Annotated in this window: 17 protein-coding genes and 1 pseudogene; 13 read left to right on the top strand and 5 right to left on the bottom strand. The window is 71.4% G+C overall.

Annotated elements, in window-relative coordinates; genetic code table 11:
• Positions 1–76: 76 nt before the first annotated feature.
• Positions 77–1783, top strand: a complete 1707-nt coding sequence (locus EDD40_RS16880; RefSeq protein ID WP_211348188.1) for an acyl-CoA dehydrogenase family protein — start codon at positions 77–79, stop codon at positions 1781–1783.
• Positions 1784–2042: 259 nt separating this feature from the next.
• Positions 2043–2462: an ester cyclase gene (locus tag EDD40_RS16885; RefSeq protein ID WP_123743774.1), complete on the top strand. Its 420-nt coding sequence runs from the start codon at positions 2043–2045 to the stop codon at positions 2460–2462.
• A gap of 84 nt (positions 2463–2546) precedes the next feature.
• Here EDD40_RS16885 and cspE read toward each other — a convergent pair whose 3' ends face one another.
• A complete protein-coding gene (cspE, locus tag EDD40_RS16890; RefSeq protein ID WP_015098655.1) occupies positions 2547–2753 on the bottom strand; it encodes a transcription antiterminator/RNA stability regulator CspE in 207 nt (68 codons plus the stop codon).
• Between the two features lie 245 nt (positions 2754–2998).
• Here cspE and EDD40_RS16895 point away from each other — a divergent pair, with 245 nt between their 5' ends.
• From EDD40_RS16895 to EDD40_RS16910, 4 genes and pseudogenes are all read left to right on the top strand, one after another.
• The gene (locus EDD40_RS16895) at positions 2999–3331 is read left to right on the top strand and encodes a hypothetical protein (protein ID WP_123743775.1); all 333 of its coding nucleotides are present in this window, start codon (positions 2999–3001) and stop codon (positions 3329–3331) included.
• A 23-nt stretch (positions 3332–3354) separates the two neighbouring features.
• Positions 3355–4077, top strand: a complete 723-nt coding sequence (locus tag EDD40_RS16900) for a hypothetical protein (protein WP_236594719.1) — start codon at positions 3355–3357, stop codon at positions 4075–4077.
• Positions 4078–4196: 119 nt separating this feature from the next.
• Positions 4197–4307: pseudogene (locus tag EDD40_RS16905) on the top strand (IS481 family transposase); the annotation flags it as partial.
• A gap of 28 nt (positions 4308–4335) precedes the next feature.
• The gene (locus EDD40_RS16910) at positions 4336–4638 is read left to right on the top strand and encodes a winged helix-turn-helix transcriptional regulator (RefSeq protein ID WP_246037698.1); all 303 of its coding nucleotides are present in this window, start codon (positions 4336–4338) and stop codon (positions 4636–4638) included.
• Here the strand turns inward: EDD40_RS16910 and EDD40_RS16915 are convergent.
• Entirely contained in the window at positions 4635–5744 is a 1110-nt protein-coding gene (locus EDD40_RS16915; protein WP_123743778.1) for a sugar ABC transporter substrate-binding protein, read from the bottom strand. The two genes, EDD40_RS16910 and EDD40_RS16915, sit on opposite strands and share 4 nt — an antisense overlap.
• A 310-nt stretch (positions 5745–6054) precedes the next feature.
• Here EDD40_RS16915 and EDD40_RS41750 point away from each other — a divergent pair, with 310 nt between their 5' ends.
• On the top strand, positions 6055–6216 hold the full coding sequence (locus EDD40_RS41750; protein ID WP_170185113.1) for a hypothetical protein: 162 nt from the start codon (positions 6055–6057) through the stop codon (positions 6214–6216).
• Between the two features lie 63 nt (positions 6217–6279).
• Here EDD40_RS41750 and EDD40_RS16920 read toward each other — a convergent pair whose 3' ends face one another.
• Positions 6280–9255, bottom strand: a complete 2976-nt coding sequence (locus EDD40_RS16920; RefSeq protein WP_123748073.1) for a glycine--tRNA ligase — start codon at positions 9253–9255, stop codon at positions 6280–6282.
• A 347-nt stretch (positions 9256–9602) separates the two neighbouring features.
• Between EDD40_RS16920 and EDD40_RS16925 the strand changes: the two genes are divergently transcribed.
• The 5 genes from EDD40_RS16925 to EDD40_RS16945 all read left to right on the top strand — a co-directional run bounded on the left by EDD40_RS16925 (position 9603) and on the right by EDD40_RS16945 (position 14716).
• Complete coding sequence (locus tag EDD40_RS16925) at positions 9603–11408, top strand: LCP family protein (protein WP_246037700.1); 1806 nt, start codon at positions 9603–9605, stop codon at positions 11406–11408.
• Positions 11409–11430: 22 nt separating this feature from the next.
• Positions 11431–12096 carry a SanA/YdcF family protein gene (locus EDD40_RS16930; RefSeq protein WP_211348190.1) on the top strand — a complete coding sequence of 222 codons (666 nt, stop codon included), beginning with the start codon at positions 11431–11433 and terminating at the stop codon, positions 12094–12096.
• A 131-nt stretch (positions 12097–12227) separates the two neighbouring features.
• A complete protein-coding gene (locus EDD40_RS16935) occupies positions 12228–12710 on the top strand; it encodes a helix-turn-helix domain-containing protein (protein ID WP_123743780.1) in 483 nt (160 codons plus the stop codon).
• 114 nt (positions 12711–12824) lie between these two features.
• Positions 12825–14003 (top strand): Mur ligase family protein, encoded by a 1179-nt coding sequence (locus tag EDD40_RS16940; protein WP_236594716.1) that lies wholly within the window; start codon positions 12825–12827, stop codon positions 14001–14003.
• Positions 14000–14716, top strand: a complete 717-nt coding sequence (locus tag EDD40_RS16945; protein WP_123743782.1) for a type 1 glutamine amidotransferase — start codon at positions 14000–14002, stop codon at positions 14714–14716. The genes EDD40_RS16940 and EDD40_RS16945 overlap by 4 nt, the downstream gene beginning before the upstream one ends.
• A 121-nt stretch (positions 14717–14837) precedes the next feature.
• On the opposite strand, the gene EDD40_RS16950 is transcribed toward EDD40_RS16945, so the two are convergent.
• Positions 14838–16325: a flavin-containing monooxygenase gene (locus tag EDD40_RS16950; RefSeq protein WP_123743783.1), complete on the bottom strand. Its 1488-nt coding sequence runs from the start codon at positions 16323–16325 to the stop codon at positions 14838–14840.
• Between the two features lie 77 nt (positions 16326–16402).
• Here EDD40_RS16950 and EDD40_RS16955 point away from each other — a divergent pair, with 77 nt between their 5' ends.
• Positions 16403–17011, top strand: a complete 609-nt coding sequence (locus EDD40_RS16955) for a TetR/AcrR family transcriptional regulator (protein WP_246037701.1) — start codon at positions 16403–16405, stop codon at positions 17009–17011.
• A 9-nt stretch (positions 17012–17020) separates the two neighbouring features.
• On the opposite strand, the gene EDD40_RS16960 is transcribed toward EDD40_RS16955, so the two are convergent.
• Positions 17021–17545: an LPXTG cell wall anchor domain-containing protein gene (locus tag EDD40_RS16960; protein WP_170185115.1), complete on the bottom strand. Its 525-nt coding sequence runs from the start codon at positions 17543–17545 to the stop codon at positions 17021–17023.
• Positions 17546–17723: the final 178 nt, after the last annotated feature.

A 17723-nucleotide genomic window follows, 5' to 3' on the forward strand; every position in this document is an offset into this window, starting at 1 on the left:
AGGCGGTGACGCGGACGGCACGAGCCAGACAAGTTACCGACTGGTAGCGTGCGGCGGCGACGAAGGGAGAACCCCGGTGCTGTTCCACCCGAACACCCACGACTTCGGACACCTGGACGCCGAGAGCCGCCGCCTGCTGCGCGCGACCGTCGACTGGTTCGAGGAGCGCGGCAAGCGCCGCCTGATCGCCGACGACCAGGCCAAGGTCTGGTACACCGAGTTCCTCGACTTCGTCGCGCGCGAGAAGCTGTTCGCGACCTTCTGCACCCCCGCGGCCGAGGCCGGCGGCGACCCCGACAAGCGCTGGGACGCCGCCCGCAACGCCGCGTTGAGCGAGGTCCTCGCCTTCTACGGCCTCCAGTACTGGTACGCCTGGCAGGTCACCGTGCTGGGCCTGGGCCCGATCTGGATGAGCGACAACGCGGTGGCCCGCGAGAAGGCCGCCGAGCTGCTCGACCGGGGCTCGGTGTTCGCGTTCGGGCTGTCCGAGAAGGAGCACGGCGCGGACGTCTACTCCACCGACATGGTCCTGACGCCCACCGCCACCGGCTTCACCGCGACCGGCGGCAAGTACTACATCGGCAACGGCAACGTGGCCGGCATGGTGTCGGTCTTCGGCCGCCGCGCGGACGTCGAGGGGCCGGACGGCTACGTGTTCTTCGCCGTCGACTCCCAGCACGAGAAGTTCACGCTGGTCAAGAACGTGGTCGACTCGCAGATGTACGTCAGCGAGTTCCACCTGGACGGCTACCCGGTCACCCCGGACGACGTCCTGCACACCGGCCCGGACGCGTTCAGCGCCGCCCTCAACACGGTCAACGTGGGCAAGTTCAACCTGTGCACGGCGTCGATCGGCATCGACGAGCACGCGTTCTACGAGGCCGTCACGCACGCCCACAACCGGGTCCTGTACGGCAAGCGGGTCACCGACTTCCCGCACGTGCGGCAGAACTTCGTGGACGCCTACGCCCGGCTCACCGCCATGAAGCTGTTCGCCGACCGGGCCGCGGACTACTTCCGCAGCGCCTCCCCCGAGGACCGCCGCTACCTGCTGTTCAACCCGATCACCAAGATGAAGGTCACCAGCGAGGGCGAACGGGTCGTCGACCTGCTCTGGGACGTGATCGCGGCCAAGGGCTTCGAGAAGGACACCTACTTCGCCATGGCCGCCCGCGACATCCGCGCGCTGCCGAAGCTGGAGGGCACGGTCCACGTCAACCTGGCCCTCGTGCTCAAGTTCATGCCGAACTACCTGTTCCGGCCCGCCGCGTACGACGACGTCCCGACCAGGCACGACCCGGCCGACGACGACTTCTTCTGGCGCCAGGGACCGGCCCGCGGCCTCGGGCGGATCCGGTTCCACGACTGGGAGAGGGCCTACCGCGAGCACGCGCACGTGCCCAACGTGGCCCGCTTCCACGAGCAGGCCGCGGCGTTGCGCACCCTGCTGACCACCGCCGCGCCCGACGACGAGCAGCAGCAAGACCTGGACTTCCTGCTCAACCTCGGCCACCTGTTCACCCTGGTCGTCTACGGCCAGCTGGCGCTGGAGCAGGCCCGGCTCACCGACCTGGACACCGACGTGCTCGACCAGGTGTTCGACGTCCTGGTGCGCGACTTCTCGGCCTACGCGGTCGCGCTGCACGGCAAGGCGTCGTCCACCGAGGCGCAGCAGGGCTGGGCGGTCGGGCAGATCCGCAAGCCCGTTGTCGACCAGGCCCGCTTCGAACGCGTCTGGAGCAAGGTCGCGGCGCTGTCCGGCGCATACGGAATGCGTCCCTGAGCGAACACGGCAAGGCGGCGGCGAACACCCGCCGCCTTACCGGCGAAGCCCCGGGTAAACGATTAAGCGCACCCGGTCGCCGGTCGGCCGCACCGGCAATGGCACCAATCACGACCACTCCGACCGGACGGTCGCGCGCACCGCTCGACGGGTGAACGCGCGTCCGTTCGCGCCGCTCTCGACGCGGATGCCGTCTTGACTGGTGGGTGCGCTGCGTGTTTCGTCGTCAGCTACCGACGAACCGGAGGGAATCGCGCGCATGACCGCGTCCAAGGCACTGCGGGCCCTGCGGGAGGCGATCGTGCTGGAGCACCTGGAGTCGGAGAACGAGCACGAGTTCGACACCGCCGTCAGCGCCTTCGACCACCCCCGGTGCGAGATCGTGGCGACCGGTCAGGTGTTCGACGGCCGGGCCGAGGTCGCCGCCTACTACGCGCGCGTCCACGACGCGTTCCCGGACCGGCGCAGCACGCTGGTCGAGCTGCGCCACGCCGAAGACGCGGTGGTCGTGGAACTGGAGCTGCGGGGCACCCACCAGGGCGGTCTTCGCGGCGAGGAGCCCGCGGGGCGGGCCTACCGGGTGCGCGAGACGGTGTTCTTCGTGTTCGACGACGCCCGGCTGATCGGCAAGCGGGTCCACGGCGGGCAGGTCGACCTGGCGACCGGGCTGAGGGCCTGAACAACGATTCGGGCCGCCACCCCCCGCTGCTGCGAGGAGTGGCGGCCCGAAAAGATCCAGGTCCTGGTGGTGACCCGGATTAGGTCAGAGCGGTCGAACCGCCTGTGCCTGCGGGCCCTTCTGGCCCTGGCCGATCTCGAACTCCACCCGCTGGTTCTCTTCCAGGGTGCGGTAGCCGTTGCTCTGGATCTCCGAGTAGTGCACGAACACGTCGGCGCCACCGTTGTCCGGGGAGATGAAGCCGAAGCCCTTCTCCGCGTTGAACCACTTGACGGTGCCCTGAACTGCCATCTTGCTACTTCTCCTCTAACAGGTGCCGGATCGCGCTTGCGACCACCGGGTCAGCTAGGGCCCCGGCCCCTCCTGGCGAGGAAAGTTCGGCGCCCGCAACTCCGTTCCGCGAGCGTGGTGGAACACGAACACAGAAAGGTACGACCGAAGACAGTCAACCATGAGATCCCGCCGGCAGTCGAGCGGAAGAATGCGGCGAGTCGCACTGCTACCGTGGGCAAGGCCGCGATCACAGGGGGTCTCCGATGCCTGAACCGATGCTGGTCACCATCGCCGCGTCGCTCGCCTCGCGGGCCGTCGCCGGCCTGTACGAGCTGGTCCGCGCCAAGTTCGCGGACGATCCCGTGGCCGCCGCGGCGCTCACCGCCGCCGAGGGCGCGCCCGCGGACTCGCCCCAGGTCAAGGAGCTGAGCGAGACGCTGGAGCGGGCCGTCGCGGCCGACCCGGGCTTCGGGGCCGAACTGCGGGCCCACCACGCCGTCACGCAGACCGGCCGGGTGACCAACCAGATCTCCGGCACGGTGCACGGCAACGTCGTGCAGGCGGGCGACATCCAGGGCGGCATCAGGTTCAAGTAGCCCCGTCGGGTGAAGATGGAGTGGTGTACGCGCTCCACCTGCCCCAGTCCCGGCTGCTGTTCTTCTTCCTCGGCCTGGTGGTCACCTTCGTCTTCATCCGGATCAGCGTCCGCCTGATCCGGGCGAAGGTGCGCTGGTGGCCGGGCAACTTCACCCCCGGCGGCACGCACATCCACCACGTCGTGTTCGGCGCGGTCTTCATGCTGCTCGGCGGCATGATCGGGTTGGCCGTGCCGGACGACCAGCACGGGGTGCGGGTTGCCGCAGCGACGCTGCTCGGCGTCGGCGCGGCCCTCGTGCTCGACGAGTTCGCGCTGCTCCTGCACCTGCGCGACGTGTACTGGACGAAGGACGGCCGGCTGTCGGTGGACGCGGTGTTCCTGGCCATCGGGATGACCGGCCTGCTGCTGCTCGGCGCCCACCCGCTGGGCTACGAGGAGTTCTACGGCGAGGGCCTGGCCGTGCGCGTGCTGATCATCCTGGTCAACCTCGCCTTCGCCATCGTGGCGCTGCTCAAGGGCAAGGTGTGGACCGGGCTGATCGGGCTGCTGGTGCCCGTGCTGCCGGAGATCGGCGCGCTGCGGCTGGCCCGCCCCGGCTCGCCGTGGGCCCGCTGGCGCTACACCGAGGGCTCGCGCAAGCTGCGCCGCGCGTACCGCCGGGAGGCCCGCATCCGCCGGCCGCTGATCCAGGTGAAGATCCGGGTGCAGGAGTTCATCTCCGGGCGGCACGACGAGGAGGACTAGCTGTACTGCCCTGGGAGGTTGTGGGCGGTTCGACGCGTAGTCGGATGATGTTGGAATGAGGGAGGGCCTCCGGGTTCGGTGTGGATTGCGACATCTGCACCTGACCGACGGAGGCCCTCGTGACCCGCGCCAACGCACCCCTGACTCCCGTAGGCAGGCTGCGCCTGGCCCGGTGTGTCGTGGACCGGGGTTGGCCGTTGCGGCGGGTGGCGGAGCGGTTCCAGGTAGCTCCAGGAGAACCTCGGCATCTCGCGCAAGGTGCTCGCCGAACGGCTCAGGTGGCTGCTGGAGCAGGGCGTGCTGGAACGGCGCGAGTACTCGGCCAAGCCGCCGCGCCACGAGTACGCGCTCACGCCGAAAGGGCTCGAACAGGTCGAGCTGCTGATGGTGATGGTGCGCTGGGGCGACCGCTGGACGGCGGGCGAGGCCGGCCCGCCCGTGCTCTACCGCCACCACGCGTGCGGTCGGACCGCGCACGTCGAGCCGCACTGCCCGGAGTGCGGCGAGCCGATGGGGCCGGCCGACATCGACGTGCTGCCCGGCCCCGGGGCCGCCGCCTAGCCGGTCAGGATGCCCAGCTCGGCGCAGTCGTCCGCGGTGTCGCCCGCGCACAGGTCCGCGTGCTTGACCACGCTCTCGGCCACCAGCGCGCGCACGTTGTCCCGGGTGATCAGGTCCGCGCCCAGCAGCACCGACTTCACGTCCCGCTTCGCCACCAGGTCGCGGGTGTTGCCGGTGGCCAGGTCGTCCGCGCCGCTCAGGTCGCCGCGGGCCACCGCGATGGCCAGCCGCGCCGCCGCCTCGGCCTCGTCCCGGATCGGCTTGTAGACCGTCATGCACTGCTCGCCGCGCAGGATCGCCCGCAGGCCCTCCAGCGTGGCGTCCTGACCGGTCACCGGCACCTGCCCGGCCAGGCCCTTGGCCTTGAGCACCTCGATCGCCGCGCCGGCCAGCCCGTCGTTGGCCGCGACCACGCCGTCCACCGCGCCGTTGTTGGCCGACAGCATCTGCTCGAACGCGGCCTTGCCCAGCACCGGGTCCCACTTGTCGACGGCCTTGCTGTCGACCAGCTTCAGCGCGCCGGTGTCGTACTTGGGGCCGAGCTTGCGGCGCTGGCCGTCGAAGAACAGGGTGGCGTTGTTGTCCGTCGGCGCGCCCTGCAGCTCGATGATCCGCGCGCCCTGCTTGTCGCCCAGGCACTTGAGCAGGCCCTCGGCCTGCAGCTCGCCGACGTTGAGGTTGTCGAACGAGACGTAGTAGTCGGCCTGGCCGCCCAGGCTGATCCGGTCGTAGTTGATGACCGGGATGCCCGCCTGCCGCGCCTTGCGCTCGACCTCCGCGCCGCCCTCGGGGCTCAGCGGGGTCGTCATCAGCACCTTGACGCCGCGCCCGATCATCTCGTCGGCGATGCTGGCGAACTTCGCCTCGTCACCGTCCGCGTTCTCGATCAGGCCCTCGATGCCCGCGAAGTTCAGCGCCTGGAGCAGCAGTGGCCGGTCCTGGTCCTCCCAGCGGTCCGACGACGAGCGGTCGGGGAGGATCACGCCGACCACCGGCCTCGGCGCCCGACTGCCCGTGGGGGGCGCGAGCGGGTCGACCTCCGCGCCGCACCCGGCGGCGAGCAGCACGACGAGACCACAGGACACCGCTCTGACTAGCCTACGCATTCGCCAACCCCTTGCCAGGGCACATCGTCGTCGACCCGGGAAATACGGAATGTGGCGGAATTCCATCCCTCCGGGTGCGGGTTCGTCAAGACGTAGCAACCCCGCAGCTCCGAATGGGCCGCCCCATTCGGACAGTTGACCTTCCAGGAACATCGAAACCGCAGGTAGGACCGTTACAGTGCGTACTTATCACGCTCTGCACCCGATTGGTCACGGAGCCGGCAAGTACGATAGGGGGACTCCCGTTCCGACGATTTTTGTGCGATGGTGTCGCGTGCCGAACCCTGGCCGGGTGTGTGAGGAGAACAGCGTGAGAATCGTCCCCGCAGCGCTGGTGGCCGCGATCGCCGCGGCACTGCTCGCCTTGGGCGCCGGGCCGGCCGCCGCCGAACAGGTCACGCCGGACCTCGCCGTCGCCAGTTCGCCGTCACCGGCCCAGTTCCAGACGAGCGAAGACAACCGCGACATGTAGTGACAGACGACGATCCCCGCCCCCCGGTTCGCCGGGGGGCGGGGATCGTCGTCTGCGGGCCGGTCAGCCCAGCGCGGTGCCCAGGGCCTGCCAGTCCAGCACCGGCGCGGCCAGGTCGCGGATCGCGGCCAGCAGCCCCAGCCTGGCCCGCCGCACGTCGGCGTCCTCGGCCATCACGAGCACCTCGTCGAAGAACGTGTTCACCGGCCCGGTGAGCCCGTTCGCGGCGGCGACGAACGCGGCCAGCCCGGTCACGCCCGCGGGCACGCCGGCCAGCGCCTCGTGCAACGCCACCTCGGCGGGCTCCACGAGGGACCGCGCGTCGTACCCGCCCACCGCGTCCGCCGGCACGATCCGCCGCACCCGCTGCAACGCGGCGACCAGCGCGGCGAAGTCCGGGTCGCCGGCCAGCGCGGTCAGCTCGGCCAGCGTCGCGTCGGCCACCGCGGGCGCGTCGGCCAGCGGCAGCACGGCGTTGACGAACCGGTGGTCGTGCCCCGCGTCGAGCAACTGCTGCTCGTACCGCCGCACGGTGAACTCGCGGGCCGTGTCCAGCGCCTCCGCGGACACCTCGAGCTCCTGTGCCGCCAGCGCCAAGGCCTTGGTCAGCGTGATGTCCTTCAGGTCCGGGAACGCCCGCAGCACGCTCACCGCGCCCAGCGCCGCCCGCCGCAGCCCGAACGGGTCGGAGCTGCCGGTCGGGTTCGCCCCGATGCCGAACAGCCCGGCCAGCAGGTCGAACCGGTCGGCCAGGGACAGCAGCGCGCCGGGCGTGGACGACGGCATCGCGTCACCCGCCGAGCGCGGCAGCTCCATCTCCCACAGCGCCCGCGCGACCTCCGGGGTCTCCCCCGCCCGCTCGGCGTACTCGCGGGCCATCACGCCCGCCAGGCTCGACAGCTCGATCACCATCTGCGAGCCGAGGTCGAACTTGGCCAGCTCCCCCGCGCGCGCCAGGGTCTCGGCGGCGGTGCTCCCCTCTCCGGAGCCGACCTCCCCCGTGCCCACTTCCCCGGCGAGCCGCCGCGCGAGCGCCGCGATCCGGCCCGCCCGGTCGGCCATCGAGCCGAGCTTGTCGGCGAACGTGAGCTTGTCCAGCCCGGCCTTCATGTCCTCCAGCGGCGTGCGCAGGTCGGCGCGCCAGAAGAACGCCGCGTCCTCGTACCGGGCGCGCAGCACGGCCTCGTTGCCCGCGCGGACCAGGTCGACGTCCACCTCGCCGTTCGCCACGGCCACGAAGTGCGGCAGCAGCGAGCCGTCCTGGGCGCGCACCGGCAGGTACCGCTGGTGCTTGCGCATCACCGTGGTGAGGATCTGGGCGGGCAGCTCCAGGTAGCGCTCCTCGAACGAGCCGAGGATCGGCGTGGGCCGCTCGACCAGGTTCGTCACCTCGTCCAGCACGCCCTCGAAGTCCACGACCCCGCCCACGGACGCGGCGAGCTCCCGCGCGCGGGCCACGATGGCGTCCCGCCGCTGTCGCGCCGAGGCGTCGATGCCGTGCCCGGCCAGGAACTCCAGGTAACCGTCCGCCGACGGCACCTCGACCACGGGCGCGGCGGCGGTGCGGTGCACGCGGGTCTTCGGCTCGGCGGCCAGCGACGACACCGCGACCGGCACCGGCGTGGCGCCCAGCAGGGCCAGCAGCCAGCGGATCGGGCGGGTGAACGACAGCTTCGGGTCGTTCCACTTCATGTTCTTCTCGGCGCGCAGCTCGGCCACCACCTCGCCGAGCAGCCCGCTGAGCACCTCCACCGCGCCGCGACCGGGGTCCGTGCGCACGAGGGCGACGTGCTCGACGCCGTTCTCGGTGACGCGGCCGAGCGCGTCCACGGCCACGCCCTGGCCGCGGGCGAAGCCCTGCACGGCCTTGGTCGGGTTGCCGTCGGCGTCGAACGCGGCGGACACGCGGGGACCGCGCACGGTCTTCTCCGCGTCCGGCTCGCGCGGCGACACGTCGGGCACCAGCACCACGACCCGGCGCGGCGTGCCGTGCACCTCGACCGCGCCGTGCGCCAGCCTGGTCGCGCCGAGCTTGTCCGCCACGGCCTTGCCGACCGCCTCGACGGTGCGGGTCACCTCGGCGGGCGGCAGCTCCTCCGTCCCGATCTCGAACAGCAGCGTGCCGGGGGCCGTGACCTCGGCGAACGTGTCCGGCACGGTGGCCGGCGCGGGCGCCTCGGCCAGCCCGAGCGGGTGGCCCAGCTCCTCCCGGCGGGCCGCCCACAGCCCGGCGACCTCCCGGGCCAGGCCGCGCATCCGCCCGAACGCGCGGGCCCGCTCGGTGGTGCTGATCGCGCCGCGCGCGTCGAGCACGTTGAACGCGTGCGAGCACTTGAGCACGTAGTTGTGCGCGGGCACGGGCAGCCGCGCGTCGAGCATCCGGCGCGCCTCGGCGGCGTACTCCTCGAACAGCCGCTTGTTCGCCTCCACGTCGGCGTCGTCGAGGTAGTAGCGGCTCATCTCGTACTCGGCCTGGCCGAACGCCTCGCCGTAGGAGATGCCGGGCGCGTAGGCGATGTCCTTGAAGTGGTCGACACCCTGCAAAGCCATCATGATGCGTTCGATGCCGTAGGTGATCTCCACCGACACCGGGTCGAGCGACATGCCGCCCGCCTGCTGGAAGTAGGTGAACTGGGTGATCTCCAGCCCGTCCAGCCACACCTCCCAGCCCAGACCCCAGGCGCCCAGCGCCGGCGAGGCCCAGTTGTCCTCCACGAACCGCACGTCGTGCGCCCGGACGTCGATGCCCAGCGCTTCGAGGCTGCCCAGGTACAGCTCCTGCGGGTCGCCCGGGTCGGGCTTGAGGATCACCTGGAACTGGGTGTGGGTCTGCAACCGGTTCGGGTTCTCGCCGTACCGCGCGTCGTCGGGCCGGACGCTCGGTTCGACGTAGGACACGCGCCAGGGCTCCGGACCCAGCACCCGCAGCACGGTGGCCGGGTTCAACGTGCCGGCGCCGACTTCGGTGTTGTACGGCTGCACGACGACGCAGCCCCGTTCGGTCCAGTACCTGGTCAGCGCGAGCAGCGCATCCTGCATGGTCAGCACGGTGGCAGTCTACGAACGCGGGACCGCGCACCTCACAATCGGGTAACCGACCTGGTCAGCAGGCCCGCGGACCGGTATCACCACGTCCGGCGAACCCGCTGTGCGACGCTGGTGGCAACCCGGGCGGCCCGCCATGCGTCCATTGGCGAGTACCCGGGTACTTGGGAGGAGTGGGAGTGGACAACCGGCCGCCGAGGCCAGGCGAACCCGATGGGTTCCGCCGGCGACCTGTTCCCCCTCGGAGTCCTTCCGCAGGTCAACCGCCGCGGGCCGAGCCAGGGGGGCGGTTCGACCCGCCGCCGCGGCGCGGCCCCGAGCGCCCGACCGGTGAACGACGCGTGCCCGGCCGGCCCGAGCGCCCGGCCGGCGAACGCGGGCGCGTGCCCGGTGAGCGCCCGGAACGCCCGGTGACCGGCCCTTCGGGCGAACGGCCCCGGCCGAACGTGCCCGGGGACGAGCGCGCGCGGGCCGGCAGCGAGCCCGTCCGTCCCAGGTCCGGCGCCGAGCGCCCCCGACCGCCCGCCGGCCGCCGACCCGCCGAGCACGACGCCGACGGCAGGCGCCCGGCCGAGCCTCGGCGCATCGCGCCGGCCCGACGACCCGCCGGTCAACGCCCGCGCCCGTCCACCGGCCGCACCGGTCCGCCGCGCCGCCGTCCGCCCGAGCGCCGCACGACCGGTGGCGCGATCTTCGGCCGGTCGCTGCTCGCGCTGTTCTCGGTCGCCGTGCTGCTGGGCACCGGCTACGCGTGGGCGAACCTGAACACGCTGCTCAGCGACATCTCCACGACGGACGTCATCAGCGACGAGGGCGGCGGCGAGAAGCCCGCCGACGGCTCGGTCGACATCCTCATGGTCGGCATGGACAGCCGCACCGACGCCAAGGGCAACCCGCTGCCCCAGGAGATCCTCGACGAGCTGCACGCGGGCAACGAGAACGACGGCGGCCTGAACACCGACACGCTGATCCTGATGCACGTGCCGAACGACGGCGGCAAGGCGGTCGCGGTGTCGTTCCCGCGCGACTCCTACGTGCAGATCGCGGGCGGCTACGGCCGACACAAGATCAACTCCGCGTACGGCTACGGCAAGAGCGACGCGATCGCGAAGCTGGAGCGCGAGGGCGTCTCCGACCCGGCCCAGCTGGAGGTCCGGTCGCGGCAGGCGGGCGCGAAGAACCTCATCGGGACCATCGAGAGCCTCACCGGCGTGACCATCGACCGCTACGCCGAGATCAACCTGGTCGGGTTCTACGAGATCACCAAGGCCGTCGGCGGCGTGGACGTGTGCCTGAACCAGGCCACCCGCGACGACATGTCCGGCGCGAACTTCGCCGCCGGCCCGCAGAAGATCCAGGGGCGCGAGGCGCTGGCGTTCGTCCGGCAGCGGTACGGGCTGCTGCGCGGCGACCTGGACCGGATCGTGCGCCAGCAGGTGTTCATGGCGGGCCTGGCCAAGCAGATCCTGTCCGCGGGCACGCTGTCCGACCCGGGCAAGCTCAGCTCCCTGATCGACGCGCTCACCAAGTCCATCGTGCTGGACAAGGACTGGAACGTGCTGCGGTTCGCCACCCAGATGAAGGACCTGACCGGCGGCAACCTCAAGTTCGAGACGATCCCGACGGGCTCCCCGGAGCTGCAGACGCCCGAGGACGGCCTGGCGGTCGAGATCAACGAGCGCGAGGTGAAGAAGTTCTTCAAGAACCTCAACGCCGACCCGAACGCCACCGCCGCCAACGTGCCGACCGTCGACAACGCGTCGGTCACCGTCGAGGTCCGCAACGCCTCCGGCACGCCCGGACTGGCCGGTCGGGTGCTCCAAGAGCTCGTGGCCGAGCGGTTCACCGACGGCGGCGCCGACAACGCCACGCCCATGACCACGTCCGTGGTCCGCTACGGCGTCGGCGGCGAGGCGGGCGCGGAGGCCGTCGCCGACTCCCTCGGCGGGCTCGACATCGAGCAGGACGACGACATCCCGGCCGGTCACGTCCGCGTGTTCGTCGGCTCGGACTACTCCGGGCCGGGCACGCAGACGCTCGCCGGCGACCCGCTGGTCGGGTTGGACGGCGCGCGGCGGCAGCAGCCGGACACGAGCACGACCACCGAGGCGCCCATCACGGCGGACGGGGTGCGCTGCGTCAACTGATCGTTCACCGGGGGGTGTGGTCGTGGGGAGCTTCATCGGACGGGTGCGCTGGAAGCGGGTGCTGGTCGCACTCGGCCTGCTGGCCGTGCTCGCGGCCACGCCGTGGGTGTGGGTGCGGGCCAGCAGCGCCGCCTACCTGCACGACGCCGCCGACGTGCCGGACGCGCCCGTGGCGCTGGTCCTCGGCGCGGGCCTGACCAGGGCGGGCACGCCGACGGCGTTCCTGGCGGGCCGGCTGGACGTGGCGGCCGACCTGTACCGGCGCGGCAAGGTCGAGGTGCTGCTGGTCAGCGGCGACAACAGCCGGACGGGGTACGACGAGCCGACCGCCATGCGCACCTACCTGATCGGGCGAGGCGTGCCGGCGGACGTCGTGGTGGCCGACTACGCGGGCCTGGACACGTGGGACTCGTGCACGCGGGCGAAGCGGATCTTCGGCGTCGAGCGGCTGACCGTGGTGACCCAGGAGTTCCACCTGCCCCGCGCGGTGGCGCTGTGCCGCTCGGCGGGCATCGAGGCGTCCGGCGTGGGCCACGACACGTCCGACCGGGTGGCGACCACCGCCTACGGGCACTTCCGGGAGGTGTTCGCGGCGGGCAAGGCGATGTGGGACGGCGTCGTGACGAAGCCGGATCCACAGTTCCTGGGGCCACGTGAGACGGGTGTCACCAGCGCGTTACAGCGTTGAAACGCTACTTTCGGTACCACTGCGTTCGCCCGATCGGGCGATAAATCGGACAACCCGCGTAAGCAATCGTCCTGTCGCGCTTTCCATCTGCGTGGGGTCTGTCGGGGCCCCGGCGGACTGGAGGATCGACGGTGCAGATCGACACAGCGGCGTACCAGCGCGTGCTCGGTGATGAGCTCCGCAGCCTTCGCAAGCAGCGCGGATGGACCCGCAAGGAGCTCAACCGCCGGCTGCAGAGCGACATCTCGCTGCAAACGCTGGCCACCTACGAACTGGGCACCCGCCAGTGCTCGGTGGTCCGGTTGGCGGAGATCTGCGCCGCGCTGGGCGTGCCCGCGCACCAGGTGCTCGCGCGGGTGCACGAACGCGTGTTCGGTGACGCGCCCGCCGGCCACCTCTCGGTCGACCTGGCCACCGTCGTCGCCGATCCGCGGCCGCAGCTGATGCCGCTGCGCCGCTGGGCGCAGGGCCGGCTCGCGCACCTGGTGCCCGGCCAGCCGCCCGAGGTGCACCTCGACCTGCCCGCGCTGGAGTACATGGCCCAGTTGTGCCAGCTCAGCACGGTGGACCTGATCCGGACCCTGCGGGAACTGGACCACCAGCGGCACCGGTAGCATCGGGGGATCTCCCTCCCCTGACAGATCCGGGAAGTCGGTTTGCCGAACACTCCAGGTGCAGACCCAGCCCGCCTGCCGCTGCGCACCGCGGCGGCCGTGCGACTGGGCAACATGAGTTCCAAGCTGTCGCAGAAGATGGGCCTGGGCGCGGGCGGCATGATCGGTGGCCGGGTCGCGCTGAAGCTCGACCCGCAGGCGCTGGCGCACTTGACCTCCGGCCGCTCGGTCGCGCTGGTGACCGGCACCAACGGCAAGACGACCAGCACGATGATGCTCAGCCGCGCCGTGTCGTTCCTGGGCGAGGTCGCCACCAACCACGGCGGCGCGAACATGCCCGACGGGCACGTGACCGCGCTGTCCAAGCAGCCCGACGCGCCGTTCGCGGTGCTGGAGGTCGACGAGGGGTACTTCCCCGAGGTCGTGCGGGCCGCGTCGCCCGAGGTGGCCGTGCTGCTCAACCTCAGCCGCGACCAGCTCGACCGGGTCGGCGAGGTGCGCACCATCGAGAAGTCGCTGCGCACGGCGCTGGCGTCGGTCACCGGGGTCGTGGTGGCCAACTGCGACGACATCATGGTGACGTCCGCGGCCCGTGACTCGGCGAACGTGGTGTGGGTCGCCACCGGGACGGGCTGGCACAACGACGCCGCCTCGTGCCCCCGCTGCGGCGACCCGATCCGCTGGGAGGGCGAGCACTGGCACTGCACCGGCTGCGACCTGGCCCGGCCGCGCCCCCAGTGGGTGACCGGCGACGGGTACCTGGTCACGCCCAACGGCGTGAAGGTGGAGCTGGCGCTGCGGCTGCCCGGCAAGTTCAACCAGGCCAACGCGGTGATGGCGACGGCCGCCGCCGCCGCGCTGGGCGTGCCCGTGGAGGAGGCCGTGCAGCGGTTGCGCGCGGTGTCCAACGTGGCCGGCCGGTACCGGACCATCCAGCGCTCCGGGCACCGCGCCCGGCTGCTGCTGTCGAAGAACCCGGCCGGGTGGAGCGAGACGTTGACCGTGGTGCGCGAGGCCGACCACCCCGCCGTGCTCGTGATCAACGCCCACGAGGCCGACGGGCGCGACCTGTCCTGGCTGTGGGACGTGCCGTTCGAGCGGCTGCGCGGCCGGCAGGTGATCGCCTCCGGCGAGCGGGCCACGGACCTGGCCGTGCGGCTGACCTACGCCGAGGTCGAGCACACGATCGTGCCGGACCCGCTGCTGGCGATCGACGCCATGCCGCCCGGTCCGGTCGAGGTGATCGCCAACTACACCGCATTCCGCGACCTGAACGCGAGGGCCGCCCAGTGAGCACCAGCAAGGTCCAGATCGCACTCGTGCTGCCCGACCTCCTCGGCACGTACGGCGACTTCGGCAACGCGGTCGTGCTGGAGAAGCGGATGACGTGGCGGGGCATCTCCGCCGAGATCGTGAACATCCGGTTCGGCGAGCCCGTGCCCGAGTCGTGCGACATCTACGTGGTCGGCGGCGGTGAGGACACGGCGCAGACGCTGGCCGTGCGGCACCTGCGCGAGCACCCCGGGATGCAGCGCGCGGCGTCCCGCGGCGCGGTGGTCCTCGGCGTGTGCGCGGGCATCCAGATCTTCGGCGAGTCGTTCACCCGGGCCGACCAGGTGACGCACGGCGGGCTCGGGTTGATCGACTCGACGTCGCACGCGGGCGGCAGCCGGGCCATCGGCGAGGTGATCGCGACCCCGGCCGACGGCCTGTTCGAGGGCGTGCTGACCGGGTTCGAGAACCACCAGGGCCGCACCGTCCTCGGGCCGTCCGCCCGTCCGCTGGCGCACGTCAAGGTGGGCACGGGCAACGACGGCCGGGTGGAGGGCGCGGTCCAGGGCCGGATCCTGTGCACGTACCTGCACGGTCCGGTGCTGCCGCGCAACCCGCAGATCGCCGACCTGCTGATCGAGTGGGCCACGGGCGCCAAGCCGAGCCCGCTCGACCTGCCCGACGTGACCCGCCTGCGCGCCGAGCGCACCAAGGCCGCCGGCGTCACCGCCTGACCGCAGGGCTCTCGCGAGAGTCGTACGTCCACCTCGCGAGAGCCCTACCTTCAGCACGCGTGTGTCCTACGTTCGGAACACGTGTGTCCTACGTTCGGAACACCCGAGTTGAACGCTCGGGTCAGGCCGGGACGCGGGTGCGGCGGGCCCGGGTCAGGGTGTAGTCCTCGGCGCGCACGGTCTTGGTGCGCATCCAGTAGCGCCACGTGAAGCCCGGCCAGACCGTCCGGTTGACGCCCTGCGCGTCGAGGTACCAGCTCTTGCAGCCGCCCTCGGTCCACACGCCCTTGGACAGCTTGCGCTGCAACTGCCGGTTGAACCGCGCCTGCACCTCCGGCCGCACGTCCAGCTCGTCGGCCTGGTGGCGGTCCAGCAGTTCGAGGCACTGCCGGACGTACCGGATCTGCGACTCGATCATGAACACGACCGAGTTGTGCCCCAGGCCGGTGTTCGGGCCGAGCAGGAAGAAGAAGTTCGGGAAGCCCGACACGGTGATGCCGTAGTAGGTCTCGATGCCCTTCTCGCGCCACTGCTTGGCCAGGTCGACGCCGCCCTTGCCGATGACGTCGAGGTAGTCGAACGAGTCGACCACGTGGAACCCCGTGCCGTAGATGATCACGTCGACCTCGTGCTCGACGCCCGCGCGGTCCACCACGCTGTTCGCCCGCACCTCGGCGATGCCGTCGGTCACCAGGTCCACGTTCGGCTTGCCCAGCGCCGGGTAGTAGTCGTTGCTGATCAGCACCCGCTTGCAGCCCATCGTGTAGTCGGGCGTCAGCTTCGCCCGCAACGCCTCGTCGGGCACCTGGGAGCGCATGTGCCGCTTGGCGATGTTCTGCGCGAACTCCATGATCTTCGGGTTCACGGCGAAGCCGAGCGCGGTCGACTCCCGCGTCCAGTAGACGAAGTCGCGGTACAGGCGCTGGGTGAGCGGCAGCGCGCGGAACAGCTTCTGCTCCCACGTGTTGATGTCCCGGTCGGCCTTGGGCATGACCCACGGAGGGGTGCGCTGGAACAGCGTCAGCCGGCCGACCTCGTCGGCGATCCGCGGCACGAACTGGATCGCGGACGCGCCCGTGCCGACCACGGCGACCCTCTTGCCGCGCAGGTCGTAGTCGTGGTCCCACTCGGCCGAGTGAAAAGTCCTGCCCTGGAACGCCTCGATGCCCGGCAGGGTCGGGATGTTCGGGATGTGCAGCGCGCCGACGCCCGCCACCACGGACTTCGCGGTGTAGGTGTCGCCGTTCTCGGTGGTGACGTGCCAGACCTTGTCGTCGGCGTCCCACCGCGCGCCGCCGACCTTGCTGTTGAACCGGATGTGCTCGCGCAGCCGGTACTTCTCGGCCACCCGCTTGAGGTAGTCCCAGATCTCCGGCTGCCGGGCGAACATGCGCGACCAGCGCGGGTTCAGCTCGAACGAGAACGAGTACATGTGGGACGGGACGTCGCACGCGCAGCCGGGGTAGGAGTTGTCCCGCCAGGTGCCACCGAGGTCGCCCGCCTTCTCCAGCACGACGAAGTCGCGCTCCCCGGCCCGCTTCAGCTCGATCGCCATGCCCAGGCCGGAGAAGCCCGTGCCGACGATCAGGACTTTGACCTCTCGGTGCATGCCCGTCTCCTCCAAGTCCGCCTACGTACTGCCGAGTAGGTTACTCGAAGTAAGTTACCTCCGGTAGTCTCGACTTCGTGACCACCACCGAGCCGCGCCGCCGGCGGATGCCCAAGGCCGAGCGCAAGGCGCAGATGCTCGACATCGCCGAGGGCGTCTTCGCCGAGCGCGGGTACCTGGCGGCGTCGATGGACGAGATCGCCGAACGGGTCGGGGTGTCCAAGCCGATGCTCTACGAGTACTTCGGCTCCAAGGAGGGCCTGCTCATCGGCTGCATCCACCGGGCGCGCACGGAGCTGCTCGACCGCACGCAGCGGGCGATCACCGGCGCGGACGGGCCCGAGGAGGTCCTGCGGCGCGGCCTGATGGCGTTCTTCGAGTTCATCGCCGAGCACAAGCAGTCGTGGTCGCTGCTGCGGCAGGAAGCGGCGATCACCGTGCCGTCCGCGGTCGAGGAGGTCGAGGGCATCCGCCGCCAGCAGACCGACCTGATCGCCGCCGTGATCGGCAGCTTCGACTCCGACGTGGACGAGGTGGAGGCCGAGGCGTTCGCCGAGATCGTGGTCGGCTCGACCGAACGGCTCGCGCTGTGGTGCGAGCGCAGGCCCGAGGTGGGGCCCGCGCTCGCGACGGCTTACGTCATGGACGTCGTGTGGCGGGGCGTGGCGAGCCGACTGACGACGTGACCGGCGCGGTCAGGCGCGTCGACGGCGGCTGACCAGCAGCAGCACCGCGCCCCCGAGCAGCGCGGTCAGGCCGCCGACGGCCGTCCACAGCGGTGCGGCGCCCGTCTGCGCCAACGCGTGGTCGGCGACCCGGCGGGGAGGCGGCGGCGCGGCGACGTGCACGGCGACGACCGCACCGGTCGTGGTCGTCGCGCCGGTGGTGGTCTGGGCGACCGCCGTCGAGGTCGTCGACGCGGTCGTGGTGCCGGCGACGTCCGTGGTGGTCGCGGAGGTCGCGGACGTGCCGGACACGTCGGTCGTCGTCGTGGTCGCCCCCGTGGACGTGCTGGTCGACGTCCCGCCGGTCGACGGCGTCGTGGTCGTCGTGCACGGGGTCGTCGTCGTGGTCGTCGTCGGCGTGGTCGGCGTGTGGCACGGCGGATCACCGCGGTGCCGGCAGACGTCACCCCGGACCTGGTCCGCCCACCCGTCCGGCGCCTGCCACGGCCGGTCGGCCGAGGCCACCCCCGGCGCGATCGCCAACCCCACAGCCACGCACACCACAACCAGCACTCGACGGCTCATCATGACCTCTCAAACGCGGGACGTTGCTCCAAATGGCCTATCGACGGCCGGTCGCCGCGCGTTACCGATCAGGCACGGTCCGTGCACCGTATTCGAATACACGAACGGGTGACGAAACCGGGGCTCCGGTGCTTTCCGCCGGGCACTC

Source organism: Saccharothrix texasensis, from assembly GCF_003752005.1.
GTDB classification, from domain to species: domain Bacteria; phylum Actinomycetota; class Actinomycetes; order Mycobacteriales; family Pseudonocardiaceae; genus Actinosynnema; species Actinosynnema texasense.

What these genes read in the sequence shown, in the direction of transcription:
- EDD40_RS16885 (WP_123743774.1), top strand. Translation starts at nt 2,043, where the DNA reads ATGACCGCGTCCAAGGCACTGCGGGCCCTGCGGGAGGCGATCGTGCTG.
- cspE (WP_015098655.1), bottom strand. Translation starts at nt 2,753, where the DNA reads ATGGCAGTTCAGGGCACCGTCAAGTGGTTCAACGCGGAGAAGGGCTTC.
- EDD40_RS16895 (WP_123743775.1), top strand. Translation starts at nt 2,999, where the DNA reads ATGCCTGAACCGATGCTGGTCACCATCGCCGCGTCGCTCGCCTCGCGG.
- EDD40_RS16915 (WP_123743778.1), bottom strand. Translation starts at nt 5,744, where the DNA reads ATGCGTAGGCTAGTCAGAGCGGTGTCCTGTGGTCTCGTCGTGCTGCTC.
- EDD40_RS16920 (WP_123748073.1), bottom strand. Translation starts at nt 9,255, where the DNA reads ATGCAGGATGCGCTGCTCGCGCTGACCAGGTACTGGACCGAACGGGGC.
- EDD40_RS16940 (WP_236594716.1), top strand. Translation starts at nt 12,825, where the DNA reads ATGAGTTCCAAGCTGTCGCAGAAGATGGGCCTGGGCGCGGGCGGCATG.
- EDD40_RS16950 (WP_123743783.1), bottom strand. Translation starts at nt 16,325, where the DNA reads ATGCACCGAGAGGTCAAAGTCCTGATCGTCGGCACGGGCTTCTCCGGC.